Annotated in this window: 16 protein-coding genes and 1 riboswitch; of the genes, 4 read left to right on the top strand and 12 right to left on the bottom strand. The window is 73.1% G+C overall.

All coding sequences use genetic code 11. The annotated features are described in order from the left end of the window. The first annotated feature begins 33 nt into the window (after positions 1 to 33). Complete coding sequence (locus ACXJKA_RS13170) at positions 34 to 1143, top strand: GNAT family N-acetyltransferase (RefSeq protein WP_456825655.1); 1110 nt, start codon at positions 34 to 36, stop codon at positions 1141 to 1143. Here the strand turns inward: ACXJKA_RS13170 and ACXJKA_RS13175 are convergent. From ACXJKA_RS13175 to ACXJKA_RS13190, 4 genes are all read right to left on the bottom strand, one after another. After that, on the bottom strand, positions 1130 to 1900 hold the full coding sequence (locus ACXJKA_RS13175) for a hypothetical protein (RefSeq protein WP_456825656.1): 771 nt from the start codon (positions 1898 to 1900) through the stop codon (positions 1130 to 1132). The two genes, ACXJKA_RS13170 and ACXJKA_RS13175, sit on opposite strands and share 14 nt — an antisense overlap. Positions 1901 to 1970: 70 nt before the next feature. Further along, positions 1971 to 2957, bottom strand: a complete 987-nt coding sequence (locus ACXJKA_RS13180) for an ABC transporter ATP-binding protein (RefSeq protein ID WP_456825657.1) — start codon at positions 2955 to 2957, stop codon at positions 1971 to 1973. Then, positions 2951 to 4693 (bottom strand): ABC transporter permease, encoded by a 1743-nt coding sequence (locus tag ACXJKA_RS13185; protein ID WP_456825658.1) that lies wholly within the window; start codon positions 4691 to 4693, stop codon positions 2951 to 2953. The genes ACXJKA_RS13180 and ACXJKA_RS13185 overlap by 7 nt, the downstream gene beginning before the upstream one ends. Positions 4694 to 4695: 2 nt before the next feature. Continuing rightward, the gene (locus ACXJKA_RS13190; protein WP_456825659.1) at positions 4696 to 5718 is read right to left on the bottom strand and encodes a thiamine ABC transporter substrate-binding protein; all 1023 of its coding nucleotides are present in this window, start codon (positions 5716 to 5718) and stop codon (positions 4696 to 4698) included. Positions 5719 to 5783: 65 nt separating this feature from the next. After that, positions 5784 to 5899, bottom strand: a riboswitch (TPP riboswitch). Between the two features lie 87 nt (positions 5900 to 5986). On the opposite strand from ACXJKA_RS13190, the gene ACXJKA_RS13195 reads away from it, so the two are divergent. Next, the gene (locus ACXJKA_RS13195; protein WP_456825660.1) at positions 5987 to 6277 is read left to right on the top strand and encodes a DUF4235 domain-containing protein; all 291 of its coding nucleotides are present in this window, start codon (positions 5987 to 5989) and stop codon (positions 6275 to 6277) included. On the opposite strand, the gene ACXJKA_RS13200 is transcribed toward ACXJKA_RS13195, so the two are convergent. From ACXJKA_RS13200 to ACXJKA_RS13230, 7 genes are read right to left on the bottom strand one after another with little or no spacing between them, the layout of a single operon-like run. Beyond that, positions 6231 to 7718, bottom strand: a complete 1488-nt coding sequence (locus tag ACXJKA_RS13200; protein ID WP_456825661.1) for a phytoene desaturase family protein — start codon at positions 7716 to 7718, stop codon at positions 6231 to 6233. The genes ACXJKA_RS13195 and ACXJKA_RS13200 overlap by 47 nt on opposite strands. Next, positions 7715 to 8104 (bottom strand): monovalent cation/H(+) antiporter subunit G, encoded by a 390-nt coding sequence (gene mnhG / locus ACXJKA_RS13205; RefSeq protein WP_456825662.1) that lies wholly within the window; start codon positions 8102 to 8104, stop codon positions 7715 to 7717. The genes ACXJKA_RS13200 and mnhG overlap by 4 nt, the downstream gene beginning before the upstream one ends. Further along, entirely contained in the window at positions 8101 to 8511 is a 411-nt protein-coding gene (locus tag ACXJKA_RS13210) for a monovalent cation/H+ antiporter complex subunit F (protein ID WP_456825663.1), read from the bottom strand. The genes mnhG and ACXJKA_RS13210 overlap by 4 nt, the downstream gene beginning before the upstream one ends. After that, the gene (locus ACXJKA_RS13215) at positions 8508 to 9059 is read right to left on the bottom strand and encodes a Na+/H+ antiporter subunit E (RefSeq protein ID WP_456825664.1); all 552 of its coding nucleotides are present in this window, start codon (positions 9057 to 9059) and stop codon (positions 8508 to 8510) included. Before ACXJKA_RS13215 ends, ACXJKA_RS13210 begins: the two co-directional genes overlap by 4 nt. Next, positions 9056 to 10600 carry a Na+/H+ antiporter subunit D gene (locus ACXJKA_RS13220; RefSeq protein WP_456825665.1) on the bottom strand — a complete coding sequence of 515 codons (1545 nt, stop codon included), beginning with the start codon at positions 10598 to 10600 and terminating at the stop codon, positions 9056 to 9058. The genes ACXJKA_RS13215 and ACXJKA_RS13220 overlap by 4 nt, the downstream gene beginning before the upstream one ends. Beyond that, positions 10597 to 11082 carry a Na(+)/H(+) antiporter subunit C gene (locus tag ACXJKA_RS13225; RefSeq protein ID WP_456825666.1) on the bottom strand — a complete coding sequence of 162 codons (486 nt, stop codon included), beginning with the start codon at positions 11080 to 11082 and terminating at the stop codon, positions 10597 to 10599. Before ACXJKA_RS13225 ends, ACXJKA_RS13220 begins: the two co-directional genes overlap by 4 nt. Before the next feature lie 5 nt (positions 11083 to 11087). Further along, positions 11088 to 14177 (bottom strand): Na+/H+ antiporter subunit A, encoded by a 3090-nt coding sequence (locus tag ACXJKA_RS13230; protein ID WP_456825667.1) that lies wholly within the window; start codon positions 14175 to 14177, stop codon positions 11088 to 11090. Between the two features lie 222 nt (positions 14178 to 14399). Here ACXJKA_RS13230 and ACXJKA_RS13235 point away from each other — a divergent pair, with 222 nt between their 5' ends. Further along, a complete protein-coding gene (locus ACXJKA_RS13235; RefSeq protein ID WP_456825668.1) occupies positions 14400 to 16478 on the top strand; it encodes a (Fe-S)-binding protein in 2079 nt (692 codons plus the stop codon). Beyond that, positions 16475 to 16915 carry a pyridoxamine 5'-phosphate oxidase family protein gene (locus ACXJKA_RS13240; protein ID WP_456825669.1) on the top strand — a complete coding sequence of 147 codons (441 nt, stop codon included), beginning with the start codon at positions 16475 to 16477 and terminating at the stop codon, positions 16913 to 16915. The genes ACXJKA_RS13235 and ACXJKA_RS13240 overlap by 4 nt, the downstream gene beginning before the upstream one ends. Positions 16916 to 16962: 47 nt before the next feature. Here ACXJKA_RS13240 and ACXJKA_RS13245 read toward each other — a convergent pair whose 3' ends face one another. Continuing rightward, positions 16963 to 19011, bottom strand: a complete 2049-nt coding sequence (locus ACXJKA_RS13245) for a penicillin acylase family protein (RefSeq protein ID WP_456825670.1) — start codon at positions 19009 to 19011, stop codon at positions 16963 to 16965. Positions 19012 to 19061 lie beyond the last annotated feature (50 nt).

Here is a 19061-nt window from a genome sequence, read left to right on the forward strand (position 1 = left end):
CGCCGCGCGCGAGACCGGCGGATGGTGGAGACCATGACGACGTGGTCGATCCGTGAGGTGCCGGTCTCCGAGACCGTCGACGCACCCGAGGCGTGGTTGCTGCACGGCTACACGGCAGCGATGAACGAGGTCCTGCTCGACGCTTGGGGCAACCGGGACTTCGAACGCACCGCCCGGGAGATCCTCGGGTCGATGCACGACCAGCGCTACGACCGCAAGCCGCGCTGGGTGGCCGTGCGCGACGACGATGCCGACACGCCGGACCCCGACCGAGTTCTCGGGTTCGCCCTGGTGAACATGCCGCTGCAGGACAACACCCACACCGCGCACGTCGACTTCGGCGTCCGGCCCGGACATCGCGGTGAGGGCATCGGCACGAGCCTCTTCGACGCGGCGGTGGCGACGGTCCGCGCGGACGGCCGGACCAACCTGACGATGTCGACGGACCAGCGGGTCGAGCCGCCGGACGGTCCGGACACCCTGCCCGCCACGACGGGCTCCGGGCGCGTCTCGACGACGGACGCCGGCACCCGGTTCGCTCTGGAGCACGGCTTCGCGCTCGAGCAGGTCGCGCGGTACTCGCAGTTCGACCTGCCGTTCGACCCGGCGTTCGTCGCCGAGCACCGCGCGCGGGCCGAGGCGAAGGCCGGCCCGGACTACGGCATCGTGAGCTGGCGCGGCGCGGCGCCGGAGGAGTGGGTCGACGAGTTCGCCGTGCTCAACACGCGGATGAGCACCGACGTCCCGCTGGGCGGCCTGGACCTCGAGGAGGACGTCTGGGACGCGGAGCGGGTCCGCACGACCGAGAAGCAGTTCGAGGAACGGGGACTCGAGCTGCTGGTGCTGGCGGCTGAGCACCTGCCCACGCACACGCTCGCCGCGTTCACGGCCTTCATGGCGGTGTCCAGCCTCGACGAGTTCGTGCACCAGCACGACACGCTCGTGCTCAAGGAGCACCGCGGCAAGCGGCTCGGGATGCTGGTCAAGACGGCGAACCTGCAGCGGCTCGCCGCCGAGCGGCCGAGCGTGCGACGCATCGGCACGTGGAACGCCGAGGAGAACTCCTACATGCTCGCGATCAACGTGGCCCTCGGGTTCCGGCCCGCGGGCGGCGCCGGGGAGTGGCAGCTCAAGCTGAGCTGACGTGCACGCCGTGCGGGATCGCCTGCGACCACCACCGGCCCCAGCGCTCCTGCACCTGCCCGAACGTGACGTCGTCCAGGCCGTACGTCGACAGGATCGCGTCGACGGTGCCGTGCGGCGGGGTGTGCGCGGCGGGCGTCTCCATGAGCACGAGGTACATCTCGGAGATCCCGTGCAGCCGCAGCCCGATCTGCAGCGGCGTCACGTAGTCGAGGGTGCCGCCCAGCAGCGTGCCGTCGGGCCGGCGAGCCTGCACGTGGCCACCGACGGGCACACCACGCACACCGACGAGCCCGGCACGGTCGAGCAGCCGGTCGTCGCGCTCGCCCGCGGGCAGCCCGAAGCTGCTGAGCGTGCGGCGCTCCTGGTCGGGGTGCACGGTGACCGCGAACCGCAGCTGGTGGGCGAACGCGATCCAGCCCTCGTCGATCTCGTCGCGGATGCCGTCGAACGACGACGTCCCCTGGTGGCTGCGCCGGGTGATGGTCAGGTGCGTGTGGTGCGGCTCGTGCACGGCGGAGCGCAGGGTGAGCGTGTCGTGGTGGGGCCAGTGGAGCTCGTGGATGCTCTCGTCGCCGACGACGTCCTGCCGCTCGGTGGGTCCGTCGACGAAGATCTGCTTGATCTCGGCGTTCAGCCCGTCGTAGTCCCAGCCGAACCAGCGGTGCACCAGGTCGGGCTCGCGCAGGTGCTTCCAGACGGTGCCCAGCGGGGCCGCGATGTCGATCGACACGATCTGTCGGAGCTCCAGCGTCATCGCCATCACCTCGGTACTCGACCAGCCCAGCGGATCTTCTGACCGTAGCCCGGGCGGGCCGCGCGCGCGATCAGTCGAGCGGCAGCACCGCGAGCGCGTCGGGCTCGACCCCGAGGACCACGACGTCGCCGACGGACCACCGCCCGCCTACGGGCCCGAGCGCGGTGACGACGCCGATCCCGTCGACCTCGACCCTGACCTCGGACCGCCCGCGCCGCGACGAGATCCCCCGGACCGTGCCCTTCGCGACGCCGGCACGGTCGACGACGAACGCGCCCTCGGCCAGCGCCAGCGTCGCCGACGACGGGGCGACGTCGAGCGCGTCGCGCAGCGGGGCCGCCGCCGGGCTGTCGAGCGGCACGAACGCCTCGTAGCCGAGGAACGACGCGACCTCGCGGGTCGCCGGCCGGGTCCACAACGACGCGGGCTCGTCGACCTGCAGCAGCCGCCCGGCGGCCATCACCGCGACGAGGTCGGCGACGGCGAAGGCCTCGTCCTGGTCGTGCGTGACGAACACGGCGGTGGTGCCGGTGGCGACGAGGGCGGCACGCAGGTCGACGGCGAGGCGCTCGCGCAGGGCGCGGTCGAGGGCGGAGAGGGGCTCGTCGAGAAGGAGCAGCCGGGGTTCCGGTGCGAGCGCCCGGGCCAGGGCGACCCGCTGGCGCTCGCCGCCGGACAGCGTCGCGACCGCGCGGTCCTCGTAGCCGGTCAGGCCGACGAGCTCGAGCAGGGCGGAGACCGAGGCCCCCCGCGGCAGGCCGTACCCGACGTTCCCCGCGACGGACCGGTGGGCGAACAGCTGCCCGTCCTGGAACATCAGCCCGAACCCGCGCCGGTGCACGGGCACGCCCGCCAGGGAGACGCCGTCCCAGGAGACCGAGCCGCCGGCGAGCGGCTCGAGGCCGGCGACCGCGCGCAGCAGCGACGACTTCCCGCACCCGGACGGGCCGAGCAGCGCGACGACGGATCCCGGCGCCACGTCCAGCGAGACGCCGTCGACGGCGGTGCCCGAGGAGTACCGGACGACGACGTCGCGGAGCGACAGACCCTTCACCACTCACCTCCCGCGCCGGGGGCGCGCAGTCGTTCGCAGGCCGCGACGATCCCCGCGGTGAGCACCGCGAGCACCACCGACGCGGCGAGCGCCATGCCGTAGGACTCCGCGCCCGGGCGCCCGATGAGCCGGAAGATCACGACCGGCAGGGTGGGCCGGTCGGGCCGGGCGAGGAAGGACGTGGCGCCGAACTCCCCCAGCGACGCGGCGAACGCGAACCCGACCGCGAGGCCCAGCGACCGCGTCGCGATGGAGAGGTCGACCGTGCGAAGCACCCGACCGGGACCGGCGCCCAGCGTCGCGGCGGCCTCCCGCAGGCGTGGGTCGATGGCCCGCAGCACCGGCAGCACGGTCCGCACGACCAGCGGGACGGCGACGACCGCCTGCGCGATCGGCACCAGCACCGGGCTGGTCCGCAGGTCGACCGGCAGCCCGAACGGGTGGTGCATCGAGAGCAGGAACCCGAACCCGACGGTGACGGCGGACACCCCGAGCGGCAGCATGAACAGGGCGTCGAGCCCGACCACCGCGCGCCGCCCGACCGGCCGCCGGGGTCGTCGGGACACCACGAGGGCCACCAGCCCGCCGACGACCAGCGCGAGCACGGTGGCGTCGAGCGCGACCCGCAGGGAGTTGAGGGTGGCCTGCCAGACGGTCACGGTCAGCGCGCCACCGGTGGTGCCGAGGGCCGTGTAGTTGTCCAGCCCGACGCCGTCCCGCGTCTGCAGCGAGCGGACCACGAGATTGACCAGCGGCAGCGCCAGCAGCGCCACGACGGCCGCGGTCACCAGCGTGGCGACGAGGGTCAACGCGTGCCCGTCGCCGGGGGGCATGCCGGCCGGCCGACGCATGCGCAGGGGACGGACAGTCTCCACGGCGGTGCTCAACGAGAGCGCCCGCTCCCGCCGCGAGCGCGCCCGCCCGGCCACGGTCAGCACCACCGCGACGACGACGAGCTGCACCACGGACAGCACGGCCGCCGCCTTCAGGTCGAGGAACTGGGTCGTCTGCACCCAGATCTCGGTCTCGATGGTGCCGAACCGCAGCCCGCCGAGCACCAGGACGGTGCCGAACGCGGTCGCGCAGTACAGGAACGTCAGCGAGGCGGCGGACGCGATCGCCGGCGTCAGCGCCGGGAGCGTCACGGTCCGGAACGCGCGCCACGGGGAGGCACCGAGAGCGCGCGCCGCCTGCTCCGCGCGCGGGTCGAGCCGCTCCCACAGCCCCCCGACGGCCCGCACGACGACCGCGTAGTTGAAGAACACCAGGGCGGCGACGATCGCGGCGAACGTGCCGTCGAGGTGCAGGAACCCGAGCGGCCCGCCGCTGACCAGCAGCGACCGGAACGCGACGCCCACGACGACGGTCGGCAGCACGAACGGCACCGTGACCAGGGCTCGCACCGCGGCCCGGCCCCGGAACGAGTGCCGGTACAGCACGTAGGCCCCGGGCACGCCGAGCCCCACGGAGATCACGGTGCCGAGCGTGGCCTGGGCGATCGTCAGCCCGACGATCCGCCACGTCCGCGGGCGGGAGAACACGTCCGCGAAGCCGCTGAGGTCCAGGTGCCCGTCGACGACGAACCCCTTCGAGATCATCACCGCGACGGGCCACGCGAAGAACAGCCCGAGGAACAGCAGCGGGACGGCGACCGCCAGCGACCAGAACGCGACAACGCGCGCTCGACCGGACGCCACCGCGGGGGCGGCGTCCGGTCGGGCGAGCGTCGAGAGGGCCATGGTCAGCCGATCACCGTGTCCGACCACTGGGTCAGCCACGCCTCGCGGTTCTTCGTGATGTCGTCGGGAGCGACCTCGAACGGGTTCGTCGCCAGCGGGGCGAACGCCGCCCAGTTGTCGGGCAGCGTCGCCGTCGAGCTCACCGGGTACATGTACATGGACCCGGGGATGTCGTCCTGGACCTCGTCGGAGAGCAGGAAGTCCAGCAGCTTCTGGGCGCCCTCCGGGTTCGCGGCACCGGCCAGCACGCCCGCGTACTCCGTCTGCCGGAAGCAGGTGTCCAGCAGCGCGCCGGTGGTCGGCTCGGTGCCGCCCTCGGGCACGGTCTCCGGCGGGGAGGACGCGTAGGACAGGACGATCGGGCGCGGGCCGTCGGCGCCGCCGCCCGAGAAGTCCGTGAAGTAGGCGTCGGACCAGCCCTCCGCCACCTTGAGGCCGTTGGCCTTCAGGGCGGTCCAGTAGGCCTGCCAGCCGTCGTCGCCGAACGCTCCGATCGTGGCCAGCAGGAAGGCCAGGCCCGGCGACGAGGTGACCGCGTTGGGGACGACGAGCAGGTCCTTGTACTCGGGCTTGGTGAGGTCCTCGAGGGTCACGGGCTCCGCGAGGCCGTGCGACGCGAACCACGTGTGGTCGACGTTGATGCAGACGTCGCCGTAGTCGATCGGGACCAGGGCGCCGTCGAAGGCGTCAGGGTTCGACGACTTCGCGACGACGCCCTCGTCCACCACGCGCGACGCGAACGTGTTGTCGACGCCGAACGTGAGGTCGCCCAGCGGCGCGTCCTTGGTCAGCACCAGCTGGTTGGCCAGCGTGCCGCCGTCACCGGGCTGCACGACCTCGACCTTCAGGCCGCTCTGCTTCTCGAAGTCGGCCAGGATTCCGTCCGACAGCACGAACGAGTCGTGCGTGACCAGCGTGACGGTGCCGGCCGACGAGCTGGGGCCCGGGTCGCCGGAACCGATGGCCGAGCAGCCTGCCAGCGCGAGAACGGCGGCGGCTGCGACGAGCGAGTGGATCCTCGCCATGGGTGATGCTCCTCCTCAGTCAGAAAGGAGGGGGCCCGCGCGCGCCGACCGAAGGCCGACGGCGAGGACTGAGAAGCCCGACTCCCTACGCCGGTATCAACCGGATCAGGTTCGAGGGTCTGCGGTGGTCCGCACTCTCAGCGTCCAGACCCGTGGGTCCGACGCTCCCCTGTCGTTCGCGGGTGATCCTACGCCGCTGTTGAGCAGCACGGACCTGCGCGCCGGGCTACGGTCGTCGCAGACCCGTCTCGCACCCACGGAGGATCAGATGTCGGACGCCAAGCAGACGCAGTCGTTCATCGCCAAGCTCGTCGGTACCGTCGCGGCGATCGCAGCCGCCTTCGCCGTCCAGCAGGTGCTCAACCTGGCGTGGAAGGCGGGGACCGGTCACAAGCCGCCGAAGGCCGACGACCAGGGCGACGCCGCGCTGACCGAGGTCGTCATCGCGGCCGGGGTCGCCGGGGCGCTCGTCGCGATGGCCCGGGTGCTGGCCACCCGCGGGACCGCGCGGTTCACCGCGAAGGTCGACGAGAAGCCGGACCTGAGCCTGACCAGCTGAGGTTCGGCATCGAGGTGATGCCGAACTCGCGCAGCACGCGTCTGGCCGCGTACCAGCCGCCCAGTCCGTGCACGCCGGGGCCGGGCGGCGTCGACGCCGAGCACAGGTAGACGCCGGCACGGCCGGAGAAGTACGGGTCCAGCCGACGCGTCGGGCGTGCGAACAGCTGGCCGATGCTGGCGGCGCCCGCGGAGATGTCGCCGTCGACGTAGTTCTCGTTGTGGTCGCTCAGGTGCGCGGCCGGCGTGCAGCGGGACGTCACGACCACGTCCCGGAAGCCCGGCGCGTACCGCTCGATGTGCTGGGTGACGGCCTCGGTGACGTCGACGGTCGAGCCCTTCGGCACGTGCGCGTAGGTCCACAGCGGACGACGGCCGTGCGCCGCCCGCGAACCGTCGACGACGGTCGGGTCGCTGACCAGCGTCATCGGCAGCTCCGCGTGCTCGCCGCGCGCCACCGAGTCCTCGGCCCGGACCATCTCCGTGCGGGTGCCGCCGACGTGCACCGTTCCGGCGAGCCCCACGTCGGGCACCGCCCACGGCACCGGACCGTCGAGCACGAAGTCGACCTTGGCCGCGGCGTCGCCGTACCGGAACGCCCCCAGCGCGGACCGGGTCCGCGGCGGCAGCCGGTCGCCGAGCACCTCCACGAGCGCCCGGGGCGTCGTGTCGAAGACGTAGCAGTGCGCGAGCGGCAGGTCCTCGTACCGGCGGACCCGGTGGTCGGTGCGGACCGTGCCGCCGTGGGCCTCGAGGTCCTCCACGAGCGCCGCGGTGATCGCCCCGGAGCCGCCGCGCGGGACGGGCCAGCCGCCGTCGCCGTGCCCGAGGGTGGCCAGCAGGAGCGCCGTACCCGCCGCGGCGAACGACGGCAGGAGGCCGATCGCGTGGGCCGCGACGCCCGTGAGCAGGGCGGGTGCGACGTCGTCGACGAACCGTCGGTCCCAGGCGCGCGTCCCCTGCTCGAGCACCCCGAGCCCGAACCTCGCCGCGGCCCACGGGTGCACCAGGGGCACCGACCTCTTGTCACCCAGCGCGACCCGCACGGCGGAGTCCGCGTCGAGCGTGCCGACCAGCGACCGCCACGCCGGACCGTCCACGCCGAGCGCGCCCACCGTCCGCTCCAGGTCCCGGTACGCGATCCCCGCCCGACCGCCGGGCAGCGGCTGCGCGTAGGACGCCTCGGGCACCAGCAGCTCGACGCCGCGCGCCGGCAGGTCGAACGCGCGGAAGAAGGGCGACGCCCAGGCCATCGGGTGCACGGCCGAGCAGACGTCGTGCACGATCCCGTCGGCCAGTCCCAGGTCGAGCGTCCGGGCGCCGCCGCCGACGGTCGGCTGCGCCTCGAGGACCTCGACCGCCAGGCCCGCGCGGGCGAGCGTGACCGCCGCGGCCAGGCCGTTGGGGCCCGAGCCGACGACGACGACGTCGCGCGTGATCATGACCCGGGGCGCTCAGTCCGGGCGCCACCCTGCGCGCGCTCCACGTCGTCGGTGAGCTCGTCGACCACCAGCAGGTCCCGCCGGACCTTCCCGGTGCGGTACCCGGCCCGGCCCACCATGTGCGCCGCGACGGGTGCCGTGAGCATCTGGAACACGGCCACGAGCACCAGCGCCCAGACGGCCCCGCCGGACCGCAGCCGCAGCGCGAGGCCGATGAGCACGAGGATCAGGCCCAGCACCTGCGGCTTGGTGCCCGCGTGCATGCGGGCCAGCAGGTCGGGGAACCGCAGCACGCCCACGCCGGCGGCGAACGCGAGGAACGCGCCGCCCAGCAGGCAGACCGCGGAGGCCACGTCGGCGACCGTCGTCCACTGGTCCTGCGTCATCGGACCTCTCCCTCGGCTCCGCCGCCATGGTGCTCGTCGGGACCCTCGCGGCGCCCCGAGCGGCGACTCTCCTCCGCATCGTCCTCGGCGTCCATCCGCTCGGCCTCCTGCGCGGCGATCTCCTCGCGCGTCCGCACGCGGCCCTCGCCCTCGGGCTCCACGGACGCGAAGCGTGCGATGGTCACCGACCCGACGAAGCCGACGAGCGAGAGCACCACGAGGACGGGCACCACGTCGACGCGGCGGTTGACCGCCGCGTAGATCGCCACCGCCGCGATCATCGTGGTCACCACGATGTCGAGCGCGACGGTCCTGTCGAGCATCGACGGACCCTTCTCCGCCCGGACCACGGCCAGCCCGAAACCGATGGTGAGCAGCACCGCGCAGATCGCGACGACGACGGTCATGCGCGCACCCCCAGCCCGGCCGCGGCCAGCTCCTCGTCGGACGCGAACGCCCGCAGCACCCGTTCCTCCTGGTCGAGCACGGCCTGCCGCGCCGCCTCGATCCCGCCGCTGCTCCGCACGTCGAGCACGTGCAGGTACAGCATCCCGGTGAGCCGGTGCGCCTCGACGACGAGCGAGCCGGGCACCAGCGAGGCCAGCTCCCCGGTCATGGTCAGGTAGAGGTCCGAGTGGCTGCGCAGCTGCACGCCGATGACCGCGCCGCGCGGCACGTACCGAGGGCGCAGCGCGATGAGGCTCACCTCGAACGACGCCCGGACCAGGTCCGCCGCGAACCGCACGAGCAGCCGGACCAGCCCGACCGGCCGGATCCGGCCGTGGAACTCGATGGGTGCCATGCGCAGCCCGGTGGTCACGGCCAGCGCGATGAGCAGGCCGGCCAGCACGTTGCCGACGGACAGGTCGCCCCACAGGAACACCCAGACCACGGTCAACCAGGCGACCGTCGCCCACTGGGTGCGCCAGGCTCGTCGGCGCGGGTGCAGGCTCACGGGTGGTCCTCCGCTACGTCGTCGGACACGCCCTGCCCGCGCTCGCCGTCGGGCAGCACGGCGTCGACGTACGGGGTCTGCTCGGTGAGCGAGACGGCCGCGCGCTCGGTGTAGGCGTACAGGGGACCGGCGGCGACCGTGAGCAGCAGGCCGACGGCGACCAGCGCGGCGGTCGGGGCGACCATGCCGAACGGCAGTCGCACGGGCGGGCGCGGCGTCTCCGGCACCTGCCAGAACGCCTTGTTCCACGCCTTCACCAGCGCGTAGAGCGTGAGCAAGGACGTGAGCACGCTGCCGATGACCAGGACGTACGCCAGCGGAGTGCCCACTTGTACACCGGCTTCCAGCAGCCCGACCTTGCCCAGGAACCCGGACAGGGGCGGGATGCCGGCCAGGTTCATGGCGGGGACGAAGAAGAGGATCGCGAGCACCGGGGTGAGCTTGGCAAGCCCGCCCAGCTTGGTCAGCGACGTCGATCCGCCGGCACGCTCCACCAGGCCCACCACCAGGAACAACGCGGTCTGCACGGTGATGTGGTGGGCGACGTAGTAGATGGCGGACGTGTACCCCAGGTCGGTGGCCAGCGCGACGCCGAACACCATGAAGCCGATGTGGCTGACCAGCGTGAACGAGAGCAGTCGCTTGATGTCGTCCTGCGCGACCGCGCCGAGGATGCCCACCACCATCGTGGCGAGAGCGGCCCACAGCAGGGCGTCGTCCAAGCGCCCGTCGGGGAACAGCAGGGTCTGCGTGCGGATGATCGCGTACACGCCGACCTTGGTCAGCAGGCCCGCGAACACCGCCGTGACCGGCGCGGGGGCGGTCGGGTAGGAGTCGGGCAGCCAGGCGGACAGCGGGAAGATGGCCGCCTTGATGGCGAACGCGAGCAGCAGCAGCACCTGCAGGACCAGCCGCACGCCGGGGTCGATCTCGGGCAGCCGGAGGGCCAGCTGCGCCAGGTTCACCGTGCCGCAGGCGGCGTAGATCATCGCGATGGCGACCAGGAACAGCACCGAGCTCAGCAGCGCGACGACGATGTAGATGGTCCCCGCGCGGATGCGCTCGCCGGTGCCGCCGAGGGTGATGAGCACGTAGCTGGCGGCCAGCAGGATCTCGAACCCGACGTAGATGTTGAACAGGTCGCCGGACAGGAACGCGTTGGCCACGCCGGCGGTCAGCACGAGGTAGGTCGGGTGGTAGATCGAGACGGGCGCGGACTCCTCGTCGTCCTCGCCGCCCTGTGCCAGCGAGTACAGCAGGACGCAGAGGGTGACCGCGCTCGAGATGGTGAGCATGAGGGCCGACAGCCGGTCGGCCACCAGGTCGATGCCCACGGGCGCGGCCCACCCGCCGACGTCGACCACCAGCGGGCCGTCGTCGGCAAGGATCAGCAGCGTCACGCTGGCCACCAGCACCAGGCTGAGGGCGACCACGGACACGAGTCGCTGGACGTTCGGGCGGCGGTAGAGCGCCAGCGCCAGGCCGGCCGCGGACAGCGGGATGACGACCGGCAGCGGGACGATCCAGGTGAGGTCGCTCATGACGTCCCCCCGTGCGCGCGAGCGGGCGCGCCCTCGTCCGTCTCGTCGCGAGCCTCCGCCGCCTCTTCGTCCAGCGTCTCGACCCCGAACGCCATGTCGGAGTCCGTCACCGCCAGCTCGTCGAGCGCGGCGAGCCGGGCGATGCGGCGGTCCTCGACGTCGTCCTGCACCTCGTCGTGCCGGTGCAGCTGCCACGACCGGTACGCCAGCGCCAGCAGGAACGCTGTCATGCCGAGCGTGATGACGATGGCGGTGAGCACCATGGCCTGCGGCAGGGGGTCGCTCATCTGTCCCTCGGGCGTCGCGCCGACGATCGGCGGCCGGCCCGCCGCACCGCCGGCCACGAGGAACAGCAGGTTCGCGCCGTTGCCGATGAGGATGACGCCGATGAGCACGCGGGACAGGCTGCGCTCGAGCAGCAGGTACACGCCCGCGGCGAAGAGCACGCCGATGGTGACGACGAGGACGATGTTGGGGCTCATGTCGATCACGGCACGCCCCCGCCCCAGCTGGCGGGCTTGGCGCCCGCCTCGACCTGCGACGGCACGTCCCGGTCGCTGTCGATCGCACCGCCGGCGGCGTCGACGGCCACGGGGTCCTCGCCGGTCTCCGCGCGCCGGTCGATCTCGGCCCCGAGGCTGCGCAGGATGTCGAGCACCAGGCCGACGACCACCAGGTACACACCGATGTCGAAGAACAGCGACGTCACCAGGTGCAGGTCCCCGATCACGGGCAGGTGGATGTCGATGATCCACGACTGCAGGACCTCGCCCCCGGCCAGCAGCGCGAGCAGCCCGACGCCCGCCGACAGGAACAGCCCGAGCCCGAGCAGCAGACCCGGCTGCACCGGGGCGGCCTCGCCCAGCTCGTACCGACCGCCCGCGAGGTACCGGACGATGAGCGCGATCCCGGTGACCAGGCCCGCCGCGAACCCTCCGCCGGGCGCGTTGTGGCCGCTGAACAGCAGGAAGACCGAGTAGACGATCATCGTGTGGAAGAGCAGGCGGACGACGACCTCGAAGATGACCGACCGCCGCTGCGGCGCGAGCGTCCGGCCAGCCTGCAGCCACTCCTGCCCGCGGGCGGCGCTCGACGGCACGGCGGACTCGTCGCGGTCGGCCACGATCCCGCCGGCGTCCACCAGCGCCTCGTCGCCGCCCGGCCGGCGCAGCTCGGCCATCGGGTCCTCGGTGCCGCCCCACACCGCACGGTCCTTGCGCGCGTCCTGCGCCCGGTAGATCGCGCCGGCTCGTCGGGACAGGAAGACCAGCGACGCGACGCCGGTCGCCGCCACCAGCAGCACCGAGATCTCGCCCATGGTGTCCCAGGCGCGGATGTCGACCAGCGTCACGTTGACGATGTTCTTGCCCCCGCCGAACAGGACCGCCTCCTCGGCGAAGTCCGTGGACACGGGAAGGTGCATCCGGGCGCCGGGCGCGACGAGCGCGACGCCGGCCACGGTCAGCCCGACCGCGAGCCCGAGCGCCAGCCGGACCCAGCGGCTGGCGGCGAGCGGCCGGTCGGAGAAGTACGGGGGCAGCCGCCGCAGCACGAGCACGAACACGACGAGCGTGACGGTCTCCACCAGCACCTGCGTGAGCGCGAGGTCGGGGGCCCCGTGCAGCAGGTACAGGCCGGCGACCGAGTAGCCGCCGATGCCCAGCAGGATGACGGCCTTGAGCCGCCGTCGCGCGCGGACGACCAGCAGCGCGGAGACGATCGTGCCGGCGGCGAACACCAGCTGCGCCGGGTTGTCCCAGACCGTGAAGCTGGTCGGGAACGTGGTGCTGACCAGCGTCGTCGTGCCGACCGCGAGCACGAACACGACGAGGATCATGCCCAGGTAGAGCGGCAGGGAACCGCGCTGCGTGACCGCGGTGACGTCGGCCGCGACGTCGTCGAGCCGCCGCATGAACCGCCGGTAGACCACGTCCGCCTCCGGCCCGCGGTAGCCCCCGGACTGCCACCGCTCGACGCGGTCCCGGACGACGAACAGCAGCGCGCCGGCCAGCAGGATCGCGAGCGTGAGGACGAACGTCGGCGTGAACCCTGCCCAGATGACCAGGTGCCCGGGCGGACCTTCGGGGTACGTGTCGGCGTACGGCCGCAGCAGGTGCTCGCCCAGCTGCGGCAGCAGCGCGACGGCCAGCCCGAGCACCGCGAGGATCATGGCCGGCCACACCAGCAGCAGCGACGGGTGGGTGATGGCGGCCGGGTGGGCGTCGTCGTGCGCGGCCTCGCCGAGGGACGTCCCGGGCTCGGTCGACTCCTCGAGGGACTCGGGCACCACGGCGGGCTTCGTCGCGAAGGCGCCCCACCACAGCCGCAGACCGTACGCGACGGTCAGCACGGAGCCGACGGAGACGGCGACCAGGATCAGGGTGTCGTCGCCGAGCGCCTCGAGGCCCGCCTCCTTGGCCACGTACCCCGCGAACGGGGGGAGCCCGATCATCGACGCCGTGGCCAGCGCGCCCGCGAGCGCGGTGAGCTTGAGCTCGCGGCCGACGCCCGAGAGCCGACGCAGGTCGCGCGTCCCGGTGGCGGCATCCACGACGCCGACGACGAGGAACAGCGCCGCCTTGAACATCGCGTGCGCGCCGAGCATCGCCAGCCCGGCCAGCGCCGTCGCCCGCGTGCCCAGCCCGACCAGCAGGATGATCAGGCCCAGCTGGCTGACCGTGCCGAACGCCAGGATGAGCTTGAGGTCGTGCTGCCGCAGCGCCCGGTACCCGCCGAGCAGCATGGTCCCGCAGCCGAGCACGACGATGATCCAGTGCCACGTCGGGTCGAGGGAGTACGCCGGCGCGAACCGCGCGACCAGGTACACGCCGGCCTTCACCATCGCCGCCGCGTGCAGGTACGCGCTCACCGGCGTGGGCGCGGCCATCGCCGCGGGCAGCCAGAAGTGGAACGGGATCAACGCCGACTTGGTGATCGCGCCGGCGAGCAGGCAGACGATCGCGACGGTCACCGCCGGGGTGCCCTGCGGTGGGTTCGCGATCACCTCGGACAGCCGGTACGTGCCCGCCGCCTCGCCCAGCAGCACGAGTCCGACCAGCATGGCCAGCCCGCCCGCGGTCGTGATGACGATGGCCTGCATGGCCGCGCGCCTGCTCGCCTTGCGCTCGTTGTAGTGGCCGATGAGCAGGTACGACGTCACCGTCGTCAGCTCCCAGAACACGAACATGAGCAGCATGTCGTCGGCCGTGACCAGGCCGAGCATCGCCCCGGAGAACCCGACGAACACGCCGCCGAACCGTCCGAGGCCCGACGCGCTCGTCTTGAAGTACGCCGAGCAGTAGACGAGCACGAGGGCGCCGACGCCGCCGACGATGAGGGTCATCAGCCACGACAGGGTGTCCAGCCGGAACGTGAGCTCCAGCCCCAGCACGGGGATCCACTCGACCTGCTCGACGGGCCCGTTCCCGGCCTGCACCTGCGACGTCCAGCTGAGCGCCCAGACGGCCGCAGAGGCAGGTGCGAGGGCCAGCACCCAGAACGCCTTGCGGCCCATCCACCGGACGAGCAGGGGCGCGACGACGGCTGCGGCCAGGTTGACGGCGAGCAGCAGCAGCACGTCCGGCTCCGTCCTGTAGGGCGGGTGGTCGGTCGGGTCGGTCGGTCGTTCTCGATGGTCAGGCGCAGGTGCGGGCACGCGTCGAGAACCTGGAGAAAGCGCCCCCGAGATGCACTGAAGATTTGGTCAAGACTCTACCAACGGATTTCCCACGGCTCCTCCCACGGGGCGCCGCCGACGAGAGTCCCGGGCTGCGGGGCGTCGCGCCGCTACCGTGGCGGCGTGGATGCGCTGCAGGTGGTGTGCCTGGTCATCGTGATCGTCGCGACCGTCGTCGGGGTCGCGATCTTCGCGCGCGGCGCGGGCGCCATCGTGCGGACGGTCCGCATCGGGCGGCCTTCCCCAGGCCGGTGGGCCCCGGTGGGCCCGCGCCTGGCGACGCTGGCGCGCGAGGTGTTCGGGCACGGGCGGTTCCAGCACCGACCGGTGGTCAAGGTCGCGCACTGGGTCGTGATGGTCTCCTTCGCGGTGCTGTTCCTCACGTTGCTCACCGGGTACGGGCAGGTGGTGGACCCGTCCTTCACGCTGCCGCTCATCGGCGACTTCCTGCCGCTGGAGTGGGCGATCGAGGCCATCGCGTGGGCGTCCCTCGTCGGCATCCTGGTCCTGATCACCCTGCGGATCCGGCTCGGGTCCACCGAGCGCGGGTCGCGGTTCTTCGGGTCGAACCAGGCGCAGGCCTTCTTCGTCGAGGCGACCGTGCTCGTCGTCGTGCTGTGCGTGCTGGTGCTCCGCGGCCTGGAGTACGCGCTGGGCACGCAGGACGCGTGGCACTTCCCCTTGACCGCCTGGTACGGGTCGTCGTGGAGCGGGGTGGCGACGACGACGCTGGAGGCCGCCATCGTCGTCGTCGCGACCGTGAAGATCGTCGTGTCGATGTCGTGGTTCGTCGTCATCGGGCTGCAGCCCACCATGGGGGTCGCCTGGCACCGGTTCCTCGCGATCGTCAACGTGTACGCGCGCCGCGAGCCCGGCGGGGGCGTCGCGCTCGGACCCCTGCAGCCCATGCAGCTCGCCGGCAAGCCCGTCGACCTGGAGGCGCTCGAGGACCTGCCCGACGACGCCCGCCTGGGCGTCGGCGCCATCGAGGACTTCACCTGGAAGGGCCTGCTCGACTTCTCGACCTGCACCGAGTGCGGCCGCTGCCAGGACCAGTGCCCGGCGTGGGCGACCGGCAAGCCGCTCTCGCCGAAGCTCGTCACGCTGGCGCTGCGGGACCACGCGGCCGCCACGGCGCCGTACCTGCAGGCGGAGACCCACCAGGGCCTCGACCTGCTGGGCTCGGGCGTCATCGACCCGGACGCCCTGTGGGCCTGCACCACGTGCGGCGCGTGCGTGCAGCAGTGCCCGGTCGACATCGAGCACGTGGACGCCATCGTCGACATGCGGCGCTACCAGGTGCTCATGGAGTCGGCGTTCCCCAAGGAGCTGGGCGGCACGTTCACCAAGCTCGAGCGGCAGGGCAACCCGTGGGGGCTGCCCGCGCGGAACCGGCTGAACTGGGCCAAGAGGCTGGACTTCGAGGTGCCGGTGGTCGGCGTCGACGTGGAGTCGGCGGCCGAGATCGAGTACCTCTTCTGGGTCGGCTGCGCGGGCGCGTACGAGGACCGGGCCATCCGCACGACGAAGGCCGTCGCGGAGCTGCTGCACACGGCAGGCGTGAGCTTCGCGGTGCTCGGCGACGGGGAGTCCTGCACGGGCGACCCCGCGCGACGGGCGGGCAACGAGCTGCTGTTCCAGATGCTGGCGAGCGCCAACGTCGAGATGCTGAACGAGGTCGGCGCGCAGCGGATCGTCGTGACCTGCGCGCACTGCTTCAACACCATCGCCCGCGAGTACCCCCAGCTGGGCGGCCGCTACGAGGTGGTCCACCACACCGAGCTGCTCAACACGCTGGTCGCGGACGGCCGCCTGACCCCGCTGGCCTCGACCGACGAGCGAACCGTCACTTACCACGACCCCTGCTACCTGGGCCGGCACAACCAGGTCTACGCCCCGCCGCGCGAGCTGCTCGGCGCGATCCCCGGCCTGGCGCTGGCCGAGATGCCGAGGAACCGGGAGCAGTCGTTCTGCTGCGGCGCGGGCGGTGCGCGCGTGTGGATGGAGGAGTCGATCGGCACCCGGATCGGCACGGTCCGGGCCGAGGAAGCGATCGCGACGGGCGCCGACGTCGTCGCGACCGCCTGCCCGTTCTGCACGGTGATGCTCTCCGACGGCGTCGCCGCGTCCCACACCGTCGGCGTCCCCGAGGTCACCGACATCGCCCTGCTCCTGCTGGAACGCGTGAAGGAGGCACCGTGACCCGCAACCGCGAGCAGCGCCGGCAGGACGCCCTCTACCGCCTCGGCCACGACGTCGACGCGTGGGTCGCGACGACCGACACCGACACGGGCGCGCCGCGCCTGACGCCGCTCTCGTTCCTGTGGCACGACGAGGGGCTGATCCTCTCCACGACGGCCACCAGCCCGACCGCCCGGAACCTCGCCGCCAACCCGTCGGTGCAGGCGGGCATCGGCCTGACCAGGGACGTCGTGCTGGTGCAGGCGACGGTGGAGGTGCTGACCGAGGTCTCCGACGAGCTCGGCGACGAGTTCGCCGCGAAGGCCGGGTTCGACCCGCGCGCGCTGTCGGCCCCGTACCCGTACTTCCGGCTCACCCCGCGGACCATCCAGGTCTGGCGCGAGGAGGACGAGCTGGCCGGCCGCTGGCTGATGCGCGACGGATCCTGGCTGCCCTGACCACGGACGTGCGCGAAGACGTCGTTGCAGCCCGCGCGACGACGTCTTCATTCACGTACGGCGTCACCTCCGAGCTCCTCCTCGAGCTGGTCCCAGTCGGTGACGATCTCGACCGACCCCGCCGCCATCCAGGTGTCCAGCTGGTCGGTGGCGTGCGGGCTGTCGGGGTCGCCCGAGGCGCCGAACGGCACACCCCAGCGGCTGCGGCGGCGGTCCTCGAGGTCCCACACCCACCGCGCCACCGACCCGCGCCACGACCGATCGCTCACCCCAGGCACGCTCGCGGTGCAGCGCACGCAGTCGGTGTCACCGGACAGCGGGACCGGCTCGACCACGGGTCCGGGGTACCCGAACAGCACGGGGACCGGCTGGAGGCGGTGCCGGTCGCCCCAGGATTCGTCCGCTGAGGTCGCGACTCGATCCAGGGCCTCCCGCGCCACCGCGACCCCGTCGATCCCGAAGGTCTCCGCCGCCAGGAGCTGCGGCAGCGCGTCGGCGATACGAGCCGCCACCGCGAGCGAGGGGTCGAAGAGCACGCCGCGCCCGTGCGCCCGGTGGAGTGGTGCGAGGGCCGGGTGTGCGGCGAGCACACCGGCGACCTCGGTCCGCCACGCCGCGAACGCTCCGGCGTCGGCGCTATCGGCAGCCATGTGCCGGTCCCAGGCGAGCAGCCGGTCGCGCAGCGCCGCGGCCGGCGGGGAGAGGTCCTCGGCGCGACGCACCCACCCGAGCAGCTCGTCGGCGCTGCCCAGGAGGGTGTCGCCGTGGACCACGGCCATGTCGGCGGCCGTCCACGCGCGGGTCTCGGACAGCAGCGCCCGGATCCGTCGCGCCCGGTGCGGCGCGACGTACGCGCGGCCGAGGTCCCGCTCCGCGGCGGCGGGCTTCTCGTTCGCGTCCACAGCCACGTCGAGCACGGGCGCGGGATCGGCCGGCCGGTGCCACGGCGCCGGTCGCGCGGCGTCGGACCAGGCGTCGTGCGGCAGCCGGCGATCCTGCGGAGACCGCGTCACGACGAGGCCCGCGTCGAAGCTCAGCACCGCCCCGTCCACGTCGGCGGCCAGGACGCGGTTGACCGGATCGACCCAGCCCCGCAGCGCATCGGCGACGTCGCCCGCCGACCGGGCCCGGAGCAGCGGCAGCAGGCAGGAGAACCCGACGTCGGAGGCCACGCGCGCCGGGAACCGGACGCTCAGGCCGTCGAGCACCAGTGGCCCGCGGTCGGTCTCGACCAGCTCGACGGCTTGCGCCGCCCCACCGCGGACCCGGATCGTCTCGGTGCGCCGGGCCACGGGCGCCCAGCCGTCGGGCCCGAGCGCGGACAGACCGTCGTCGGAGAGCCGCTCGCGGAAGACCTCGACGTGGTGCGCGATCGCGTTCGTGATCCCCCACGCGGCCGTCCCGGTGTGCCCGAAGTGCTGGACGCCCGGCACCCCCGGGAACGCCAGGCCGAGCACGTCGAACTCGTCGCACGCGAGCCTGACCTGCTGATACACGCCCGGCAGCTCGATCATCCGGTGCGGGTCGCCCGCCAGCAGCGGCTTCCCGGACGCCGTCCGCGACCCGTGCAGCGCCCACGCGTTGGAGCCCGACGAGGCGGTCTCACCCGCCTCGAACAGGTCGATCGCGGGCTCGCCGAGCGTCAGGCGCACGTGCTCGTTCCACAGCAGCCGCGGGAACATCGAGAAGAGGGCGTGGTTGACGAGCATGATCCCGAGGGGAGCCCAGGCCGGCCACGGCTCGTGCGGCGTCACGGTCCCGAACTGCGCGTCGAGCGCGGCCCGCTCGGCGACGGGTCGAACGAGTTCTGCGTTCACGCCCGCCACGTACGCGTCGACGAACGCGCGGTCCCCGTCGACGAGCGCCGCGTAGGCGCGCTGCGCCGTGTCGGCCAGCCGCGCGCGCCGCGCGAACCGGTCCCACTCGACCCCGTCGGCCCCGACCCGCTCGGCCAGCCGCCCCTCGGCCCGCCACCGCCCGACCTCGATCTGCCACCCGCGGTCGCGCGCCGTGACCAGTCCCTGCTCGTACGCCAGCGTCAGGTGGTCCGACTCGCGGACATGGGGCACGCCGAGGGCGTCGCGGTAGACGGTCATGCGGTCGGGTTCCCGGGCGGCTCGTGCACGCGGAGAGCCCTTTCTCGGCG

This window comes from Cellulomonas sp. P5_E12 (assembly GCF_054049315.1).